Source organism: Nonomuraea muscovyensis (assembly GCF_014207745.1).
Taxonomy (GTDB): domain Bacteria; phylum Actinomycetota; class Actinomycetes; order Streptosporangiales; family Streptosporangiaceae; genus Nonomuraea; species Nonomuraea muscovyensis.
Genome location: NZ_JACHJB010000001.1, coordinates 2,105,127 through 2,120,715 on the forward strand (window position 1 = coordinate 2,105,127; position 15,589 = coordinate 2,120,715).

22 protein-coding genes, 5 tRNA genes and 1 pseudogene are annotated in these 15,589 nt (G+C 68.1%); 7 read left to right on the top strand and 21 right to left on the bottom strand.

Annotated elements, in window-relative coordinates; all coding sequences use genetic code 11:
* Positions 1-371: 371 nt before the first annotated feature.
* From FHU36_RS09870 to FHU36_RS09880, 3 genes are all read right to left on the bottom strand, one after another.
* Positions 372-436, bottom strand: a tRNA-Ser gene (locus FHU36_RS09870).
* Positions 437-659: 223 nt separating this feature from the next.
* Positions 660-920, bottom strand: coding sequence for a Txe/YoeB family addiction module toxin (locus FHU36_RS09875; protein WP_185083431.1), 261 nt, complete (start codon positions 918-920; stop codon positions 660-662).
* Positions 917-1,183: a type II toxin-antitoxin system Phd/YefM family antitoxin gene (locus FHU36_RS09880; protein WP_185083432.1), complete on the bottom strand. Its 267-nt coding sequence runs from the start codon at positions 1,181-1,183 to the stop codon at positions 917-919. The genes FHU36_RS09875 and FHU36_RS09880 overlap by 4 nt, the downstream gene beginning before the upstream one ends.
* A 75-nt stretch (positions 1,184-1,258) precedes the next feature.
* Between FHU36_RS09880 and FHU36_RS09885 the strand changes: the two are divergent.
* Positions 1,259-1,447, top strand: a pseudogene (locus tag FHU36_RS09885) (tyrosine-type recombinase/integrase); the annotation flags it as partial.
* A gap of 105 nt (positions 1,448-1,552) precedes the next feature.
* Here FHU36_RS09885 and FHU36_RS09890 read toward each other — a convergent pair.
* From FHU36_RS09890 to FHU36_RS09915, 6 genes are all read right to left on the bottom strand, one after another.
* The gene (locus tag FHU36_RS09890; RefSeq protein WP_185083433.1) at positions 1,553-1,960 is read right to left on the bottom strand and encodes a PIN domain-containing protein; all 408 of its coding nucleotides are present in this window, start codon (positions 1,958-1,960) and stop codon (positions 1,553-1,555) included.
* A complete protein-coding gene (locus FHU36_RS09895; RefSeq protein WP_185083434.1) occupies positions 1,945-2,205 on the bottom strand; it encodes a type II toxin-antitoxin system Phd/YefM family antitoxin in 261 nt (86 codons plus the stop codon). Before FHU36_RS09895 ends, FHU36_RS09890 begins: the two co-directional genes overlap by 16 nt.
* Positions 2,206-2,505: 300 nt before the next feature.
* A tRNA-Phe gene (locus FHU36_RS09900) sits at positions 2,506-2,579 on the bottom strand.
* 5 nt (positions 2,580-2,584) lie between these two features.
* A tRNA-Asp gene (locus FHU36_RS09905) sits at positions 2,585-2,659 on the bottom strand.
* Between the two features lie 91 nt (positions 2,660-2,750).
* Positions 2,751-2,823: transfer RNA gene (locus tag FHU36_RS09910), tRNA-Glu, on the bottom strand.
* The gene (locus FHU36_RS09915; protein ID WP_312891515.1) at positions 2,824-4,323 is read right to left on the bottom strand and encodes a metallophosphoesterase family protein; all 1,500 of its coding nucleotides are present in this window, start codon (positions 4,321-4,323) and stop codon (positions 2,824-2,826) included.
* A gap of 87 nt (positions 4,324-4,410) precedes the next feature.
* Between FHU36_RS09915 and FHU36_RS09920 the strand changes: the two genes are divergently transcribed.
* Entirely contained in the window at positions 4,411-4,761 is a 351-nt protein-coding gene (locus FHU36_RS09920; RefSeq protein ID WP_221495820.1) for a metallopeptidase family protein, read from the top strand.
* 121 nt (positions 4,762-4,882) lie between these two features.
* Positions 4,883-6,166 (top strand): MFS transporter, encoded by a 1,284-nt coding sequence (locus tag FHU36_RS09925; RefSeq protein ID WP_246502013.1) that lies wholly within the window; start codon positions 4,883-4,885, stop codon positions 6,164-6,166.
* On the opposite strand, the gene FHU36_RS09930 is transcribed toward FHU36_RS09925, so the two are convergent.
* Entirely contained in the window at positions 6,167-6,484 is a 318-nt protein-coding gene (locus FHU36_RS09930; protein WP_185083438.1) for a PspC domain-containing protein, read from the bottom strand. It abuts the gene before it with no gap.
* A 91-nt stretch (positions 6,485-6,575) separates the two neighbouring features.
* On the opposite strand from FHU36_RS09930, the gene FHU36_RS09935 reads away from it, so the two are divergent.
* A complete protein-coding gene (locus FHU36_RS09935; protein ID WP_185083439.1) occupies positions 6,576-7,730 on the top strand; it encodes an acyl-CoA dehydrogenase family protein in 1,155 nt (384 codons plus the stop codon).
* 109 nt (positions 7,731-7,839) lie between these two features.
* A tRNA-Lys gene (locus tag FHU36_RS09940) sits at positions 7,840-7,915 on the top strand.
* Positions 7,916-7,968: 53 nt separating this feature from the next.
* Here the strand turns inward: FHU36_RS09940 and FHU36_RS09945 are convergent.
* The 9 genes from FHU36_RS09945 to FHU36_RS09980 all read right to left on the bottom strand — a co-directional run bounded on the left by FHU36_RS09945 (position 7,969) and on the right by FHU36_RS09980 (position 13,860).
* Complete coding sequence (locus FHU36_RS09945; RefSeq protein ID WP_221495821.1) at positions 7,969-9,213, bottom strand: site-specific integrase; 1,245 nt, start codon at positions 9,211-9,213, stop codon at positions 7,969-7,971.
* A complete protein-coding gene (locus tag FHU36_RS09950; RefSeq protein WP_185083440.1) occupies positions 9,210-9,395 on the bottom strand; it encodes a helix-turn-helix domain-containing protein in 186 nt (61 codons plus the stop codon). Before FHU36_RS09950 ends, FHU36_RS09945 begins: the two co-directional genes overlap by 4 nt.
* Entirely contained in the window at positions 9,392-10,726 is a 1,335-nt protein-coding gene (locus FHU36_RS09955) for a replication initiator (protein ID WP_185084718.1), read from the bottom strand. The genes FHU36_RS09950 and FHU36_RS09955 overlap by 4 nt, the downstream gene beginning before the upstream one ends.
* A gap of 139 nt (positions 10,727-10,865) precedes the next feature.
* The gene (locus FHU36_RS45525) at positions 10,866-10,988 is read right to left on the bottom strand and encodes a hypothetical protein (RefSeq protein WP_281394164.1); all 123 of its coding nucleotides are present in this window, start codon (positions 10,986-10,988) and stop codon (positions 10,866-10,868) included.
* 5 nt (positions 10,989-10,993) lie between these two features.
* Positions 10,994-11,155, bottom strand: a complete 162-nt coding sequence (locus FHU36_RS09960) for a hypothetical protein (protein ID WP_185083441.1) — start codon at positions 11,153-11,155, stop codon at positions 10,994-10,996.
* Positions 11,156-11,177: 22 nt separating this feature from the next.
* Complete coding sequence (locus tag FHU36_RS09965; RefSeq protein ID WP_185083442.1) at positions 11,178-11,513, bottom strand: hypothetical protein; 336 nt, start codon at positions 11,511-11,513, stop codon at positions 11,178-11,180.
* 23 nt (positions 11,514-11,536) lie between these two features.
* On the bottom strand, positions 11,537-12,184 hold the full coding sequence (locus FHU36_RS09970) for a DUF2637 domain-containing protein (protein ID WP_185083443.1): 648 nt from the start codon (positions 12,182-12,184) through the stop codon (positions 11,537-11,539).
* Positions 12,185-12,203: 19 nt separating this feature from the next.
* Complete coding sequence (locus FHU36_RS09975; protein ID WP_185083444.1) at positions 12,204-13,538, bottom strand: FtsK/SpoIIIE domain-containing protein; 1,335 nt, start codon at positions 13,536-13,538, stop codon at positions 12,204-12,206.
* Positions 13,531-13,860 (bottom strand): SCO3933 family regulatory protein, encoded by a 330-nt coding sequence (locus tag FHU36_RS09980; protein ID WP_185083445.1) that lies wholly within the window; start codon positions 13,858-13,860, stop codon positions 13,531-13,533. The genes FHU36_RS09975 and FHU36_RS09980 overlap by 8 nt, the downstream gene beginning before the upstream one ends.
* Positions 13,861-13,958: 98 nt before the next feature.
* Here FHU36_RS09980 and FHU36_RS09985 point away from each other — a divergent pair, with 98 nt between their 5' ends.
* On the top strand, positions 13,959-14,333 hold the full coding sequence (locus FHU36_RS09985) for a winged helix-turn-helix domain-containing protein (RefSeq protein WP_185083446.1): 375 nt from the start codon (positions 13,959-13,961) through the stop codon (positions 14,331-14,333).
* On the opposite strand, the gene FHU36_RS09990 is transcribed toward FHU36_RS09985, so the two are convergent.
* The gene (locus FHU36_RS09990; RefSeq protein WP_185083447.1) at positions 14,293-14,484 is read right to left on the bottom strand and encodes a hypothetical protein; all 192 of its coding nucleotides are present in this window, start codon (positions 14,482-14,484) and stop codon (positions 14,293-14,295) included. The two genes, FHU36_RS09985 and FHU36_RS09990, sit on opposite strands and share 41 nt — an antisense overlap.
* The gene (locus FHU36_RS09995) at positions 14,481-14,693 is read right to left on the bottom strand and encodes a hypothetical protein (RefSeq protein WP_185083448.1); all 213 of its coding nucleotides are present in this window, start codon (positions 14,691-14,693) and stop codon (positions 14,481-14,483) included. Before FHU36_RS09995 ends, FHU36_RS09990 begins: the two co-directional genes overlap by 4 nt.
* A gap of 153 nt (positions 14,694-14,846) precedes the next feature.
* Between FHU36_RS09995 and FHU36_RS10000 the strand changes: the two genes are divergently transcribed.
* Complete coding sequence (locus FHU36_RS10000; protein WP_185083449.1) at positions 14,847-15,587, top strand: DUF5919 domain-containing protein; 741 nt, start codon at positions 14,847-14,849, stop codon at positions 15,585-15,587.
* The last annotated feature ends 2 nt before the right edge of the window (positions 15,588-15,589 follow it).

Below are 15,589 nucleotides of genomic sequence, written 5' to 3' on the forward strand. Positions count from 1 at the left end.
CAACGCCAGCTACGGCCTCTTGCTGGTGACTTGGAATCTGATGGCGAAATACCCGAATGATCACCCTGAGGCGAACCAGTCAAGGTGAGCCGGAAGCTGATGGAGGCGATCCGATCCGAGCTCGACGATCTGAAGTGCGTCCTTCTTCCTGAGCACTTCGATGCCGTGCGCTCAACGGACTTCGCCTACGTACTCACCCAGAACGGACGTGCGAACGCGCTTCGCCACTACCCCATCATGCCTCCCAGCCCTGCAGAGGAATGGTGCTCGGAGCTTTGCTCGGAACGAACCAGCGACCGCCGCTGTCGTCAGGACAACAAGAACGCCCGTAGCGATCTTCGCTTCGGGACATCTTGGCTGGTCAGATGAGGTGGTCAGGGGCGGGGTCGAACCGCCGACCTTCCGCTTTCCAGGCGGGACACCGCCCAGCTCGGCTGATCGAAGCCATGGTCAGGCGCATGTGGATGGTGGCGCAGATGTGCTGGCGCATGGAGACGTTGCTGTCAGCGCTGCTGTCACCTCAGCCAAGGCCACCCGACGCCGGCCACAGCCGGTGAGTGGCAGACATCTCCCGCAAGAGGGGTAGCGCAGGCAGCGCAAAGCCCCGACGTGCCCTCGAAAACGGGGCGAAATGCTGGGGTTTGTCGACTGGGCGGGTCCTACTTCTCGTAGTGGTATCGACAGGCGGCGATCATGACGGTGTCGTCATTGACGCGGTAGACGAGCCGGTGTTCTGAGGTAATGCGCCGGGACCAGTAGCCGGACCATTCGTACTTAAGCGGCTCTGGTTTGCCGATGCCTTCGTTCTCGTTGCGGCCTATGTCGGCGATCAGCTGGTTAATCCGTTTGAGGATACGTCGATCTTCGCGCTGCCAGAAACAGTAGTCCTCCCAGGCAAGTTCGTCGAAAAGGATCTTCATGAATTGGTGTTCTCGTCGGCCAGTTCGCGGACGGCGCCGCCTCCGGCCTCCAGACGGGCGACCGCCTCCGACAGTCGCCTGCGGTTGACAGGAGAGGCCATCAGGTAGAGCGTCTCGCGCATCGATTCGTATTCGTGCTGCGACACCAAGACGACGCCTTCTCCGCCGGGGCGGGTGATGAGGACTTCTTCCTGGTCGTCGATGACGGCGTCGAGGGTGGCGGCGTAGTTGGCCCGCGATTCGGACATGGTCATCACCTTCATGCCATGAGTGTACAGGATGATGTACATCAAAGGTCCGGATAGGGCCCGGGAGTAAACCGCAACGCCGCCGACCTCCGCGAGATGCGCTTCCACCACCTCCACCACACCTGCGCGACGCTCCTGCTCAACCTCGGCGTCCCGCCCCAGGTCGTTCGGGACATCGTCGGCCACAGCGACATCGAGGTGATCATGACGATCTACGCTCACGCCTCCCTCGACGACAAGCGCACCGCCCTGCGCAAGCTGGGCGATGCCCTCGGATAGCCAACCGCTTTCACAGCTGGGTCGGCACGCTCGGTAGAAGCCACCAACGGTGCCTCACGTATGGCTACGGTGATGAACGTCGCCGTCAGGGTTGCCCGTCGGCATTCAGCGAGGAACTACCTGAGCGCGCACGCCAGGGAGATCGTCGAATGCAGCAGACGCATCCATCGTCAGCACCGTTCTCGCGGTGGCCGCGGCCGTAGCTGCGATCAGCAGATCGTACGCGCCTCGCGACTTGCCCTCTCGTCGGACATGCGCCATAAGGCGGGCGTGGACTCTGGCGACGTCCGTCGTGTACTCCTCGACAGGGATCAACGCGAGAACTTGATCCACAAAGGCCTGCCGATCGGGCCGTCGTGCCGCATCGGCCAGTTCCACGCCGACTAGCAACTCGGCCACAGTGATCGCCGAGATCGCCACATCATCGGCGTCTCCTATCACCGCGTCCACGGATGCCCTGCCTCGCTCGGCGGCAATGAGCACACCGGTGTCAAGGATCAGGCGTCGGGCCACGTGCCCCTCATCTCGTTGTCGATCGCCTCGCGGGCCGCCGCTACGTCGGCTTCGAAATCGGCGTCCAACGTCCTCGCTCTGCTTGCCAGAAACGCCTTGACCATACGTCCCGGCGCTGTCGGTGCGGGGCCGATCACAGCGATCTGCTTCCCACCACGAGTTACCACGATCGTTTCCCCATGCTCGACCTCATCAAGAACCGTCGCAAAGCTTCGAGACGCTTCAGTGGCAGTCATCACCTTCATAAAATCAGATTATCTGATCCACGAAGGTCGGGCCGGCGGAACCGATGACCCCTTGCGTCAAGCGCGCCTTGCAGCCATCCCTCCAAGAGCCGATCTTTCGCATGGCTACCAGAACGGGCGCCCCTGGGAGGGGGTTCCGGCCTACTCGGCTCGCCCTGTCAGGTGCATCATGGGCCTGACGCTTCCTGGTTCATGCTTGTCGCTCCCTGTAGGCGACCATCCGTCGACGTTGCCGTCAGCAGACACAAAAACGCCCCGGAGCGATCTTCGCTTCGGGGCATCTTGGCTGGTCATGTGAGGTGGTCAGGGGCGGGGTCGAACCGCCGACCTTCCGCTTTTCAGGCGGACGCTCGTACCAACTGAGCTACCTGACCTTGAGCGGTCCTGACGGGACTTGAACCCGCGACCTCCACCTTGACAGGGTGGCGAGCACTCCAAACTGCTCTACAGGACCTTGCTTTTTCTTGCCTTGCGACTCGTTTAGCTTACCAGTCTTTCGGAGGTCTTCGACCAGCCGTTTTCCGGTAGCGCCAAGCGCGTCGCGGTGCCCCCAACGGGATTCGAACCCGTGCCGCCGCCTTGAAAGGGCGGTGTCCTAGGCCGCTAGACGATGGGGGCTTAGGATTCCCTGTCGCCTTCCGTCGGAGACCTCTGAAGCATAGGGGACGATCGCCCCTGATGCCAAAGTGGCGGGCCGGCGGCCGGCGTCGGGGTGCCACTCACGGTTCCCGTTGGCGACGGGGCGCTCGTTGGCTCAGGGGAAATCATACGTCCCGGCTCGTCCTCCATGTGACGCTGGACGTACACCGATTGCTCCCCCAGCCCGCCCAGCGTGATGTCGTCCCAGGCCTGCAGGCGCTTGGTCTCCCGGTCGAAGTAGAGGACGGAGGCCTGGACGGGGGTGGGCGCGGCGTGTTCGAGGGCGCGCAGGCCGGCGCCGCCCGTCGAGCCCTGGACCATGACACGGGTGCCGGTGGGCAGGACGGCCGTGGAGCGCTTGTGGGCGTGTCCGGCGAGGACCAGCGGGGTGGCGCCGGAGAAGCCGCGGGCGATGATGTCGTCGTGGACGGCGACCAGGTCGGCCCCGGCCAGGCCGGGGATCCGGGCACGGCCGTACTGCCGCAGGTTGGCCGGGTCCGCGTCGGCCGCCACCGACTTGTCCGGGGTGAAGCGGGGGTCGCCGAGGCCGTAGATCTTCAGGCCCGCGACCGTGCGGCTCTGGTCGTCCAGCACGACGGCGTTCTTCTGCCCGGCCACGGCCTTCTGCGTGGTCATCGAGTCGTGGTTGCCGCGCACGAACACGTACGGCACGCCGAGGCGGCCGATCTCCTCGACGAACTTGTTCTCGGCCTTGGTGCCGTGGTCGGAGATGTCGCCGGTGTCGACGATCAGGTCGACGGCGAACTGGTCCTTCAGGGAGCGGATGACGTTCCAGCCGATGGGGTTGATGTGGATGTCCGACACGTGGAGCACCCGGATGGAGCGCGGGTCGGCGTCGTACACGGGCAGCGTCGAGACCGTGTCGTACAGCTTGGAGACGTTCGACACGAGCTTGGTGAGCTGGGAGCGGTACGACTCGAACTTCGTCACGATCGACTCGGCGCTGCCGACCAGGGACGGCGCGGCGGCCACCAGACCGGAGTAGCGCGGCTCCACCAGCGAGCCGGGCCGGAACGTGAACGCCGCCAGCGCGCCCGTGGCGGCGAGCCCGACGGCGGCGGCCAGGAGGCCCGCCAGGGCGACGCGCGGGCGCCGGTACACCATGAGGACGGCCAGCAGCGCCCCTGCGCCGGCACACAGCAGCGAGCGGATGACCAGCGCGCGAACACCGTCGAGCAGGTCGCGCTCGACGATCTCGGGGAGGCGGTCGGCCAGTCGCGGGTCCTCGAGGAGGGATTTGGCGCGTTCCTGGTCGATGTTCTCCAGCGTGATGCGCAGGCGTAGCGGCGCGTCGTGCGTGCGGAAGGTCAGCGTCCCCAACGGGCTGGCGTCGACGACGGTCTCGCCGCCCCAGGCGGGACGGAGGGACATCCCGGTCTCCACGGGCCCGATCTGGGCCCTGACGGTGCCGCTGAGAAAGATTCCCAGCCAGGCCCCGACGGCGGCGACGACAAGCACGGCCAGCACTTTCGACGCTCGTGACCGGAGGACTGCGTTCAAGCTGCGGGCGAACTTCATACGGGCTTACCTGACCAGCGAGGCAGAATGGCAACTGTGATCGACGTATCGCGGGAGAGGTTCGAGGAGCTCGTGGCCGAGGCGCTCGACACGATCCCACGCGAGCTGACCCGGGCGATGAGCAATGTCGTCGTCACCGTGGTGGACGACCCGCCCGAGCCCGACCTGCTGGGCCTCTACACAGGTGTCCCCCTAACCGAGCGCGGCGACTGGTACTCAGGAGTTCTGCCCGACCGGATCGAGATCTACCGTCATTCGATCTGTGGAGTGTGCGACACAGAGGATGACGTGGTCGACGAGGTGCGCATCACGGTCGTGCACGAGGTCGGCCACCACTTCGGCATCGACGACAAGAGGCTGCACGAACTCGGCTGGTGATCCTCCGCGCGGCCGGCTCAGGCCCGTTGGCCGCTTCCGCTTGCGGCACGGCCCGTGATCAGGCACCTTAGGTGACATACTGAACACGCTCAGTCAGGCACAGCGGAGTCCAATGGGGGCCATGCGGACGCGACGGCTGCCGGGGCGGCATCGCCGTGCTGGAGACCATCACGCCACCTACGGCGAGGTCATCGCCATCAGCGAGTTCCGTGCGCTCTGGTACGGCCAGGGCCTGTCGCTGCTGGGCGACCAGCTCGCCCAGGTGGCGCTCGCGGTGCTCGTCTACGACCGCACCGGTTCGGCGCTCGCGACCGCCGCCGTCTACGCGCTGACCTACCTGCCGTCCATCGTGGGCGGGCCGCTGCTGGCCGGCCTGGCCGACCGGTTCGCGCGCCGGGGCGTGATGCTGGCCTGCGACCTGATCCGGGCCGGGCTGGTCGCCCTGATGGCGCTCCCGGGCCTGCCGTTCTGGCTGCTGTGCGGGCTGGTGTTCCTGGTGGTGCTGCTCAGCGCGCCGTTCTCGGCGGCCCGCGCGGCGTTGCTGCCCGAGGTGCTGGAGGGCGACCGGTATGTGGTCGGCTCCGCGCTGCAGAACATGACCAACCAGGCCGTGCAGATGCTGGGGTTCGCCGCGGGCGGAGCGATGATCGCCACCATGGGGCCCTACCGGGCGCTGGCGCTCGACGCGGCGACGTTCCTCGGCTCCGCGCTGATCCTCGTCACAGGTGTACGGCGGCGCCCGGCGGCGAGCTGCGACGGGCCCAGGCCGTCCATGTGGACGATGACCAGGGCGGGCGCGCGACTGGTGTTCGGCGACCGGAAGCTGCGCACGCTGGTGCTGTTCGCGTGGTTGTGCGGGTTCTACATCCTCCCGGAGGGGCTGGCCGCGCCGTACGCCGCGCAGCTGTACACCGGCACGTTGCCGGTGCCGGTGATCACCGGGTTGCTGATGGCGGCGATGCCGCTGGGGACGGTGGTGGGGGCGTTCGTGTTCGGCAGGTTCGTCTCGCCGGCGCGACGGCTGCGGATGATGGGGTGGCTGGCCATGCTGAGCTGCCTGCCGCTCGTGGTGACCGCGCTGCGGCCGCCGCTCGCCGTGGTGCTGGCGGCGTGGGTCCTGTCGGGCATCGGGGGCGCCTACCAGCTCGCGGCGAACGCCGCGTTCGTCCAGCGGGTGCCCGCCGAACGGCGGGGGCAGGCGTTCGGCCTGGTGCAGTCGGGGTTGATGGCCGTACAGGGTGCCGGGATCCTGCTGGGCGGGCTGGCCGCGGAGAGACTCGGCCCCGAGCCGGTGATCGCGCTCGCCGGCGTCATGGGCGTGACGTGCGCCGCCGTGCTGGCCTTGATCTGGACCGAGTCCCGCCGTGACGAGGCCGCCCGTGCCGGTGCCCCGGCGCCCACCTGATCACTGCTGGGGCTTCGGCCGGTCGTCCCAGGTGTCGGTGGTGCCCTGCCAGGTGTCGGTGGAGGTGGAGGAGGACTTGGCCTGCTGCTTGCTGATCAGGTCCTGGACGATCGAGGTCTGGCTGCCCTCGTCGGGCATGAGCAGCCAGCCGATCGCGTACACGCCGACCCCCATCCCCCCGAACAGCGTCGCGATCGCCAGCCCGATGCGGATCAGGTTGGCGTCGATGCCGAGGTAGTTGCCGACACCCGAGCAGACACCGGCGATGATCCGGCCGTCGCGGGTCCTGCGGAGCTGCTTGATGTTCTTTTCGTCCATGCCTCAAGACTGCCCCCGCGCAGGGCGTTCGCACATCGGGATTCCCCCTGGTAGAACCCTGGTAGCCCCTTACGCGAAGAGAGGACACGTGATGGACGACCTGCTGCGCGTCGACGACCGGCTCAGCGGTGACCAGAGGTTGATCCGCGACACGGTGGCGTCCTTCGTCGCCGACCGCGTCCTGCCGCACGTGGCCGACTGGTTCGAGGAGGGCACCTTCCCTGCGCGCGAGCTCGCGCCCGAGTTGGGCTCGCTCGGCCTGCTCGGCATGCACCTGGAGGGCTACGGCTGCGCCGGCACCGACGCCGTCTCCTACGGCGTGGCCTGCCGCGAGCTGGAGGCCGGCGACTCCGGCCTGCGGTCGTTCGTGTCGGTGCAGGGCTCGCTCGCGATGTTCCCCATCTGGCGGTACGGCTCCGACGAGCAGAAGGAGGAGTGGCTGCCCCGGATGGCGGCCGGCGAGGCGATCGGCTGCTTCGGCCTGACCGAGCCCGACCACGGCTCCGACCCGGCCGGCATGCGCACCTACGCCAAGCGCGACGGCTCCGACTGGGTGCTCAACGGCTCCAAGATGTGGATCACGAACGGCTCCGTCGCCGACGTGGCCGTGGTGTGGGCGCAGACCGACGAGGGCGTCCGCGGGTTCGTGGTGCCCACCGACACGCCCGGTTTCTCCGCCCCTGAGATCCACAAGAAGCTGTCCCTGAGAGCGTCGATCACCTCGTCGCTGTACTTCGACGACGTCCGCCTGCCCGCCTCCGCCGTCCTGCCCGGCGTCACGGGCCTGAAGGGCCCGCTGTCGTGCCTCACGGAGGCCCGTTTCGGCATTCTGTGGGGCGTCGTGGGCGCCGCCCGGTCGTGCCTGGAGGCCGCGGTGGAGTACGCCAAGACGCGCGTGCAGTTCGGCAAGCCGATCGGCGCCTTCCAGCTCACCCAGGAGAAGCTGGCCTGGATGTACGTCGGGATGACGCAGGCGTCCCTGACCGCGTTCCACCTGGGCGAGCTGAAGGACGCGGGGCGGCTGGAGCCGCGCCAGGTCAGCTTCGGCAAGCTGGCCAACGTCCGCGCGGCCCTCGACATCGCCCGCCAGGCCCGGTCGGTGCTGGGCGGCAACGGGATCACCCTGGAGTACCCGGTGATCCGCCACATGAACAACCTGGAGTCCGTGCTCACGTACGAGGGCACGCAGGAGATCCACACGCTGGTCCTGGGCGAGGCGCTCACGGGGATCGCGGCGTATCGGTGAGCTCGCGGGCTTCTCGCCGGAAACCGGCGAGAAGCCCCATCCGTTACTGTGATGAGGGCCGTTACGACGTCGCGTACCAGGCGGTAGTCTCTGTACCCTTGCTGTGCATGGGGCGTTAGCTCAATTGGCAGAGCTGCGGACTTTTAATCCGTAGGTTCCGGGTTCGAGCCCCGGGCGCCCTACCAGCTAAAACACCCCCAGAGCGATCCTCCTCCGAGGGTGTTTGCTAACGGATCTGCTAACAGGCCGACTTGATGGCCTCCGCGAAGACGTCTGCGGCACGAGTCTCGGCCGCGCGGATCACGTGGGCGTACACCCGCAGAGTGATCGCCGGGTCGGCGTGGCCGAGTCGGGCGGCCACAACGTGCACAGGGACGCCGGCGAGCAGCAAGGTCGTGGCGTGGATGTGTCGCAGGTCGTGAAGGCGGGCGTAGGGCAAGGGCTCCTTGGGTTTGGGGCCATTCTTGGGGTCGTTGTAAGCCTTGACGAGGTCCCTGATGAGCTGGGTGACGGTGTCGGGGTAAATGGGGGCGCCCCAGCCGTTCGCGAAGACGTAGCCGTCCCTCTGGCCTCGCCACTCGTCGCCGACGAGGAGTTGGTCGGCAGCCTGGCTCTTGCGGTGCTCGCGCAGCACGGTCACGGTCTCCTCGTCGAGGGTGACGAGGCGGGTCCGCCCGCTCTTGGTGGTGCCCTCGATGCGTTCGCCGTCGACCATCCCGGCCGAGCCGGCGATGGTGACGGTCCTGCCGTCGAGGTCGATGTCCGGCCAGCGGAGGTTGAGCAGTTCGCCGCGACGGGCGCCGGTGTAGGCGGCCAGGTGGAAGAAGGCGTAGAGCCGGTGCGGTCGCGCCAACGCGAGGAAGGCGCGGAGTTGGGCCGGCGTCCAGACAGTTCCGGGTTCGGCGTACTGGTACTTCGGGCGCTTCGCCCGTTCGACCGGGTTGGAGGCGATGAGCTGGTCCACGTCGACCGCGTCTCCAAAGGCCTTGCGAAGAACGGCATGCACATAGATCACTGACCGTGCGGAGAGACCTTTCCCGTCCTTGCCTCCGGACCCGAGTAGGTCTCGGTACAGCTTCGTGATCGTGGAAGGCCGTACGGCCTGCAAGCGCATCCGGCCGATGTTCGGCTTGATGTACAGCCGGATGATCATCCGGTAGTCCTTGAGGGTGCGCGGCTTGATCTGCATGGCGTGGGCCTCGATCCAGTCATCGAGGTACTCCCCCACCGTGATCGCGTTCCGGTCGACGTACTCCCCTCGTCGGGCGGTGACACGTGCCTCGTCGCGAGCCGCTTTGGCCTCGTCTTCGGTGGCGTAGCCCCCGACCCATTTAGGCTTGCTCAGCCCGGTTTCAGGGTCTTTCACGCGGATGACGTAGTACCAGGTGTTCCCGCGTTTGATGATGCCGTCACGCAGCTTGGGCTTCTTGTCCTGCTTCTTGTTGGGCTTTGATTCCAGAGTGGTGGCGCGGGACTTGGTCATGCTGCGGCCTCCCGGTGAGCGAGAGCGGCGATGAAGGCTTCAAGGTCCGACACCCGGATGCGGCGGCTGCGGCCGATCTGGACATAGGCCAGTGCGCCCGACGCCATGAGCTGATAGAGCTTCGCCCTTGAGACGGCGAGAGCTTCGGCGGCTTCGGGGACGGTCAGGAGGAGCCGGGTCATAGCCGACGCTCCGGTGCCGGCGTGCCGGTAAGTGCGGCAACGAGGAGCAGATCTCCGGTGGAGTGGCCCTTGCCTGCGTACTGCCATTCGCTGATCACGAGGACGGTGTCCTCGTCGAAGAGGGGTAGGCGGCCGGTGGTGATGTCGTGGTTGCGGGCGTGGGCTTCTCTGGCGGCTCGGAGGTCGCCGAGGGTGGGGCCGTAGTGGCGGGAGCGGGTGGAGAAGTGGCCGCGGAAGCCGAGCATGTGGGCCCATTGGGTGAGGCGGAGGTCGGCCAGGTCTTCGATGGCGCCCAGGCGGAGGCATTCGGTGATGAGGCGTTTGGCGTGGTCGCGGAGGTTGTAGGCGTCGAGGTTGTCGAGGGGGTTGATGCGGCGGTCGAGGGTGCCGACGCATTCGGCGGCTTTGGTGGCGTACTTGGCGATGTAGCCGGCGACGGCTTGGTCGGTGAGGTCGCCGGTCAAGGTGATGGGGCGGATGTCGAGTTGGGCGCCCCACTTGAACAGGCGGGCGGGATCTTCGTCGTAGGCGGGGGCCGGGGCGCTGACGACGTGGGCGGCGTGCTGTACGGCCTGCGTCAGAGCATCGGCCGTTGCCCAGGCCGGTGGCGGTGCCGTCGGCCCGCCGGGGCCGTCGAGGCGGATGACGGCGTGGAAGTGAACGACGCCGCGCCGCTGGTATTCGGCGACTTTGGCGAAGGAGACGGTGAGGTGGTGGCGGAGGTCTTTGAGGGCCAGGCCGCCGAGTTTGGCGAGGTGGCGGCGTAGAGAGTCGGCGAAGCGCTTCCACAGCAGCGGGGCAAGGGCGTTGAACAGCACTGAGCCGGTGTAGTCATAGCAGTCGGGGCAGAGCGGTTCGCCGAGGCGCGGGTCATCGGTGCCGTGTTTGGTGGTGCAGGACATGACGCGGCCGTGCGGGCAGGTGTCGGCGTCGCGGCGGGCGTGGCAGGGCAGGACCTTGCCGCTCTGCTCACGCCGGGCGTGCACCGCGCCGAAGGACGGGGCCGTGAGGGTGACGAACAGTGTCGGGTGCGTGGTCACCGTCTCTGGGACGCCCTTGCCACCGGCGAGGCCTGCGCGGATGAGGTGGTAGGTGTCGGCGCGGTAGGTCTCGGCGCAGGCGGGGCAGCGGGAGGCGCGGCGGGTCTTGCAGGGCAGGCGCAGGACGCCGTCGGGTTCGTTGCGGGTGGTGTAGCGGTGCAGGAGTTGGCCGGTGGCGCGGTCGTAGTGGTCGACTTTGCCGCGTAGGTGGATGGGTTGGCGGCAGCCGCCGGTGCGGTGGACCTGGGCGGCCCAGCGGTCGTAGTCGGGGCTGTTGAGCCGGGCGATCATGCTGGCGGTGGCGTGCGGGTGCGCGTGGGCGTGGGTTGCGGGCAAGATGGAGTCCTCCTTTCACTCGTTCGGGTGAGGGGATGGCCCCCGACCTGGCGTTCGTCTTGGCGGATGTGCGGCCAGGCCGGGGGCGCTGCACTTATGGGGCGCCGTGGTTGTCGATGCCGGTGCCGTCGCAGTCGAGGCAGCGGGCGTCTTCGGTGAGGCCGGTTCCGTTGCAGGTGCAGCAGCGGTAGCGGATCACCGGGAGCGGCTCATCCATGGTGGTCAGGTTTTCTCGCGTGGGTGTGTGGTGAGGTAGATGCGCCAGTGGCGGGGCTTGGTCCGGTCGGGGTAGGCGCGTGAGACGCCGGAGACGGTGAAGTTCAGGCGGAGCCGGTAGAGGGCGTCGATGAGTTCGGCGCGGGTGCCGTCGAGGCGGATACGCATGGTCGGTTCCTCCGTTCGTGGGTTAGGTGGCGGGTGTGGGGTTGGGCTGGATGCAGCCGCGGTAGCTGTCGTCGGCGTCGTGGCGGGCGCGGGCGGCGGCGGTGATGGCCACGGCCCGGTACTGGATGGGGCCGAAGCTGATCGTGGTGACGTAGTGGCCGTACGGGGTCTGCGCTTGGACGGGTGAGCCGAGGAGGTTGGCGATCTGCTCGATCTCGGCGCGCTGGTCGGCGTCGGTGCCGTGGTCGGCGAAGTGGTAGACCGGCACGCACCCCGTGATGGGGATGTCGGGGTGGGCGTCGAGGAAGTCGGCGAGGTCGTGCAGGCCGGTGATGATGGCGGTTCGGTCGTAGGTCATGTTCGGGTCTCCCTTCCTGAGGTTCAGGCGGTGTGCACGGTGCGGAGCAGGTCGGCGGCGAGTTGGCTGGAGATGCCGAGGCGGGTGCGGAGGGCGTCGCGGGTGATGGGTGTGCCGTGCCGGGTGTGGTGTTCGTCGGCGATGCGGCGGGCGTAGTCGACCAGCGCCGGGGCCGGGCCGTCGCGGTGGGCGGGCTGGTCTTCGTCAGCGTTCTGGCTGACCGAGACGTTGGCTGAGGCCGGCACGAGCTCCGTCGACGGCGCAGGCTCCGGGGACGGTTCGGGATGCGTACCGGTGGCGCGGCGTTCGAGCATCGAGACGGCGATGAGGAACGCGCCAGCCGGGGTGGCTGCGGTGATCCATCCCCAGACGGTCGGGTCGGCTTGCTCAAGGTTGGCGGCCAGCGAGAGGGCGATGCCACCGGTGAGAACGAGGATGGGCCAGGAGACGGGGCCGCGTCGCTGGCGGCCGGTCTTCTTGTCGCGTTGGCGTTCGCGGGCGGCCATAACGCAGGTGAGGTCGATGCAGACGGCGATGGCCCAGGACATCCAGCCGGTCTGGCCATGTTCGGTGGCGGTGTCGCGGATGTGGGTGAACGATCCGGCGCCGGCGATGGCGGCCAGGACGAGGATGGGGCCGGTGTCGAGGAGCCAGCTGGTGATGCGTCGCATCGTTCCTCCCTTCGTGGTTTCAGGCGTCGAGCAGTTCGGACGAGTCGTGCTGACTCAGGTGGGCGGTGACCTCTCCCCAGGAGGGGGCGAGGTGGGCGTGTGTGTGGGCGGCGTGTTCGGCGGCCTGCTCGGTGACGTAGAAGGAGCGGGCCCGGTACCACTGGCCGTCCTGGCCGGCGACGATGGCGACGCCGGGTGTCTCGGCAGCGATGGCACGGGCGGAGGCGAGTGCAGCCGGGTCGAGGTCGCCGAGGGTCATGGTGGCGGTCTCGGGATCGTTGACGCGGTGGCAGATCCGTCCTGAGCACTGCGCGCGTAGGGCGGTGACGCCGGGGCCGAGGTCGGAGCCGATGCGCTGGCCGCAGCAGAAGAGGTAGATGCCGAACGCCCGGCCGAGCTGGGCGACTCGCAGCAGCGCCGTAGAGGTCTTGGCGATCTCGTCCTTCTCCGACTTGTCGGCCATCAGGTACAGCTCGGCGAGCTCGTCGACCAGGACCACGACGGGAACCGGGCGCAGGGCGGGCGGTAGCTGCCAGACGTTGCGGGCGGCGGCTTGGCGGCAGACGCCCATCCGGTCGAGCATCAGCGCGACCACGTCGTCCAACAGGCGGCTGGCTTCGTCGCGGCAGGTGGCCAACGCGGACAGACGAGGCGCGTACGGGGTGAACTCCACTCCGCCCTTCAAGTCGATCCCCACCAAGGCCACAGGCTGGGGCGCGAGGCCGACGATGAGGGCGTTGGCGAGATTGGACTTGCCGGACTGTGTTGCTCCGGCGTTGAGCCAGTGCGGCACGGTTCGGAAGTCGATCACCCAGGGCTTGCCGGTCTCCAACCGTCCGACGGTGACCTTGAGCAGGTCGGTCGAGGGCGGGAGCTGGTCGACGGTGACCAGCGGGTCGCGCATGGTCGCGGCCAGGACGACCCGCCCGGGACCGGGTGAGGAGACGCGGATCGCGTGGACGCCCCAGGAGTGGGCGAGACGTTCGGCGGCGTCGGCGTAGTCGCCGGGCGTCTGCCCTTCGAGGGTGTGGATGGTGACGCGCCAGCCGTGCCGGGTGGGCAGCGGCAGCCACATCAGCGGTTTGGTGTCGACGGCGACCCGCTGGAAGCGCCGCTTGACCTTGACGATGCCGGTGGAGGCGACCAGGCCGGGGACGGTGGTGAACCACCAGCGCTGCCGCTTCTTGGTCAGCCCGCACCCGAGCGCCACCCGCCGCCAGGACGCGCGGACCGAGATGGCGGTGAGCGGGTAGCCGAGGAGCAGCCAGAACGACGGGTAGTGGATGCGGCGCCAGGCCCACAGCCCCACCCCGAGAAGGGGGAGGACTGCGAGCCAGGCCGGCAGGTCAGACACCGGCGGCCTCCCGAGCTGGGAGCAGCGCCGAGGCGCGGTAGGAGATGCCCCACCGGCCGGACATCTCCCACACGTAGCCGACCAGGCCGACGGCGTTGACCGGGTCGCCGGCGGTGATGGGCGGCTCTCCGGTGATGCCGATCTTGACGAGTTCGATCCGGCCGAACTCGTCCTCGACGGAGACGGTGACCTCGTAGACGGTGTTGCCGTTCTTGTCGGTCTTGATCTCGCCGGTGTCCCGGTTGAGGACGCGCGGCCGGGGTGCCTTGACGCAGGTGATGGTGAGCTTGCCGGTGTCGACCGGGATCGGGATGGTGCGCATACGGTGTGACCTCCTGTTCGTCGTAGCCAACATAGTCAACCTAGTTGGCTCAGTTGTCAATGTTGGCGTGGCTGGCTTGGTGTGGTGAGATGGACGCGATGGTCAAACACACCGGGCGGCCCGGCTACCTGCAGATCGCCGACGATCTCCGCGCCCAGATCCGCGGCGGCGCCCTCGCGCCCGGCACACCGCTGCCGTCCACCGCCCAGCTCGCCAGCCAGTACGACGCCTCGCTGAGCGTGGTGAAGATGGCCGTCGGCATCCTGCGCAACGAGGGCTTGGTGATCGGCCAGCAGGGCAAGGGCGTCTTCGTCCGAGACGAGACCGACACCCCGCCCGTCGGCGACGGAGACTTGGTCGGCGAGGTCGCCGAGCTGCGCACCGCCGTACAAGACCTGTCGGCGCGGCTGGCGAAGGTCGAGGAGCAGCTCTCTACGTCCACTGCACGCCGTTCCTCACGTGGCAGCCGGTGACCTTGCGCGCCAGCGACGCCGACATCCCGTCCGCCTGACGGCGCAGGGTCATGGCCTTGTCCTCGCGCCGTATGCCGGCCAGGACCATCACGTAACCGACGAGCAGCGTCACGCCGAGCACTCCGGCGGCGATCAGGGGGAGCCAGCTCACGTCCAACTCACCCCCGCCGCGGCGACGGTACGGGGACCGCGCGGGGGGCGGCGGGACTCGGCCCGCCGCCGCTGCCGCCGGTTCCGGGCCCGCTGGTTGCGGACCCAGCGCTCACGCGCCAGGCACTTGGAGCACCGCACCCGACCGTCGGCCAGCGCGTTGCCGCACTCGCACGAGGGCGTCTCGTCCAGGAAGCTGATCATGTTCATTGGGGCATCTCCTCCTTCGGTTGGGGGCCGTTGTGGCGTTGTGCAACCGAGGATGCGACGCAGAGTCAGGACGAGATCACTACACGACGGGACATGTTCAGGACGTCCGGCCTACGATGGCCAGGTCCCCGGACGTCCCACTGGGCAGGTGTGATGGGCAACGAACGGCTACGCGCGGCGCTGCTCCAGAAAGGCGTGTCCGTCGCCGAGCTGGCGGAAGCGATCCAGGTCGACCCCAAGACCGCCGAACGCTGGATCACCCAGGGCCGCCAGCCATACCGAAGACACCGATTTGCCACAGCTTCGTACCTGGGTGTGGACGAGACGTACCTGTGGCCCGACGCGCTCACCCGCGAACACGTCGCCGCCGCCTCGCACAGCGAGGTCATCGCCATCTATCCGCACCGCTGGACCGTGACCCGGGACGTCTGGGGACGACTGTTCTCCGAGGCGTCCGAGGAGATCGACGTGCTCGTCTACAGCGGCCTGTTCCTCGCCGACGATGCCGGGATGGTGCGGTTGTTCGGTGAGAAGGCCCGCTCGGGGGTACGGGTGCGCATCCTGCTCGGCGATCCCGACAGCGCTGAGGTAGCCCAGCGAGGCGCGGACGAGGGCGTCGGCGACGGCATGGCCGCGCAGATCCGCAGCGCCCTGGTCCTCTACCGTCCGATCACGGGCATGGAGAACGTCGAGATCAGGCTGCACGACACGATCCTGTACAACTCGATCTACCGCGCCGACGACGAGTACCTGATCAACACCCACGTGTACGGCACCCGCGCCGGCAACGCCCCCGTCCTGCACCTACGCCGGGTGGCCGGAGGCGACATGGTCGCCACCTACGCAGACAGCTTCGAACGAGTGTGGGCTAGAGCCACCCCGGTAGGGTCCTGAAC

Coding starts and splice junctions, on each gene's coding strand:
- FHU36_RS09985 (WP_185083446.1), top strand. CDS start 13,959: ATGGTCAAACACACCGGGCGGCCCGGCTACCTGCAGATCGCCGACGAT.
- FHU36_RS45525 (WP_281394164.1), bottom strand. CDS start 10,988: ATGGATGAGCCGCTCCCGGTGATCCGCTACCGCTGCTGCACCTGCAAC.
- FHU36_RS09970 (WP_185083443.1), bottom strand. CDS start 12,184: ATGCGACGCATCACCAGCTGGCTCCTCGACACCGGCCCCATCCTCGTC.
- FHU36_RS09935 (WP_185083439.1), top strand. CDS start 6,576: ATGGACGACCTGCTGCGCGTCGACGACCGGCTCAGCGGTGACCAGAGG.
- FHU36_RS10000 (WP_185083449.1), top strand. CDS start 14,847: ATGGGCAACGAACGGCTACGCGCGGCGCTGCTCCAGAAAGGCGTGTCC.
- FHU36_RS09960 (WP_185083441.1), bottom strand. CDS start 11,155: ATGCGTATCCGCCTCGACGGCACCCGCGCCGAACTCATCGACGCCCTC.
- FHU36_RS09920 (WP_221495820.1), top strand. CDS start 4,411: ATGGCAACTGTGATCGACGTATCGCGGGAGAGGTTCGAGGAGCTCGTG.
- FHU36_RS09995 (WP_185083448.1), bottom strand. CDS start 14,693: ATGAACATGATCAGCTTCCTGGACGAGACGCCCTCGTGCGAGTGCGGC.
- FHU36_RS09950 (WP_185083440.1), bottom strand. CDS start 9,395: ATGACCCGGCTCCTCCTGACCGTCCCCGAAGCCGCCGAAGCTCTCGCC.
- FHU36_RS09880 (WP_185083432.1), bottom strand. CDS start 1,183: ATGAAGGTGATGACCATGTCCGAATCGCGGGCCAACTACGCCGCCACC.
- FHU36_RS09965 (WP_185083442.1), bottom strand. CDS start 11,513: ATGACCTACGACCGAACCGCCATCATCACCGGCCTGCACGACCTCGCC.
- FHU36_RS09895 (WP_185083434.1), bottom strand. CDS start 2,205: ATGAAGGTGATGACTGCCACTGAAGCGTCTCGAAGCTTTGCGACGGTT.
- FHU36_RS09955 (WP_185084718.1), bottom strand. CDS start 10,726: ATGATCGCCCGGCTCAACAGCCCCGACTACGACCGCTGGGCCGCCCAG.
- FHU36_RS09875 (WP_185083431.1), bottom strand. CDS start 920: ATGAAGATCCTTTTCGACGAACTTGCCTGGGAGGACTACTGTTTCTGG.
- FHU36_RS09930 (WP_185083438.1), bottom strand. CDS start 6,484: ATGGACGAAAAGAACATCAAGCAGCTCCGCAGGACCCGCGACGGCCGG.
- FHU36_RS09925 (WP_246502013.1), top strand. CDS start 4,883: ATGCGGACGCGACGGCTGCCGGGGCGGCATCGCCGTGCTGGAGACCAT.
- FHU36_RS09945 (WP_221495821.1), bottom strand. CDS start 9,213: ATGACCAAGTCCCGCGCCACCACTCTGGAATCAAAGCCCAACAAGAAG.
- FHU36_RS09980 (WP_185083445.1), bottom strand. CDS start 13,860: ATGCGCACCATCCCGATCCCGGTCGACACCGGCAAGCTCACCATCACC.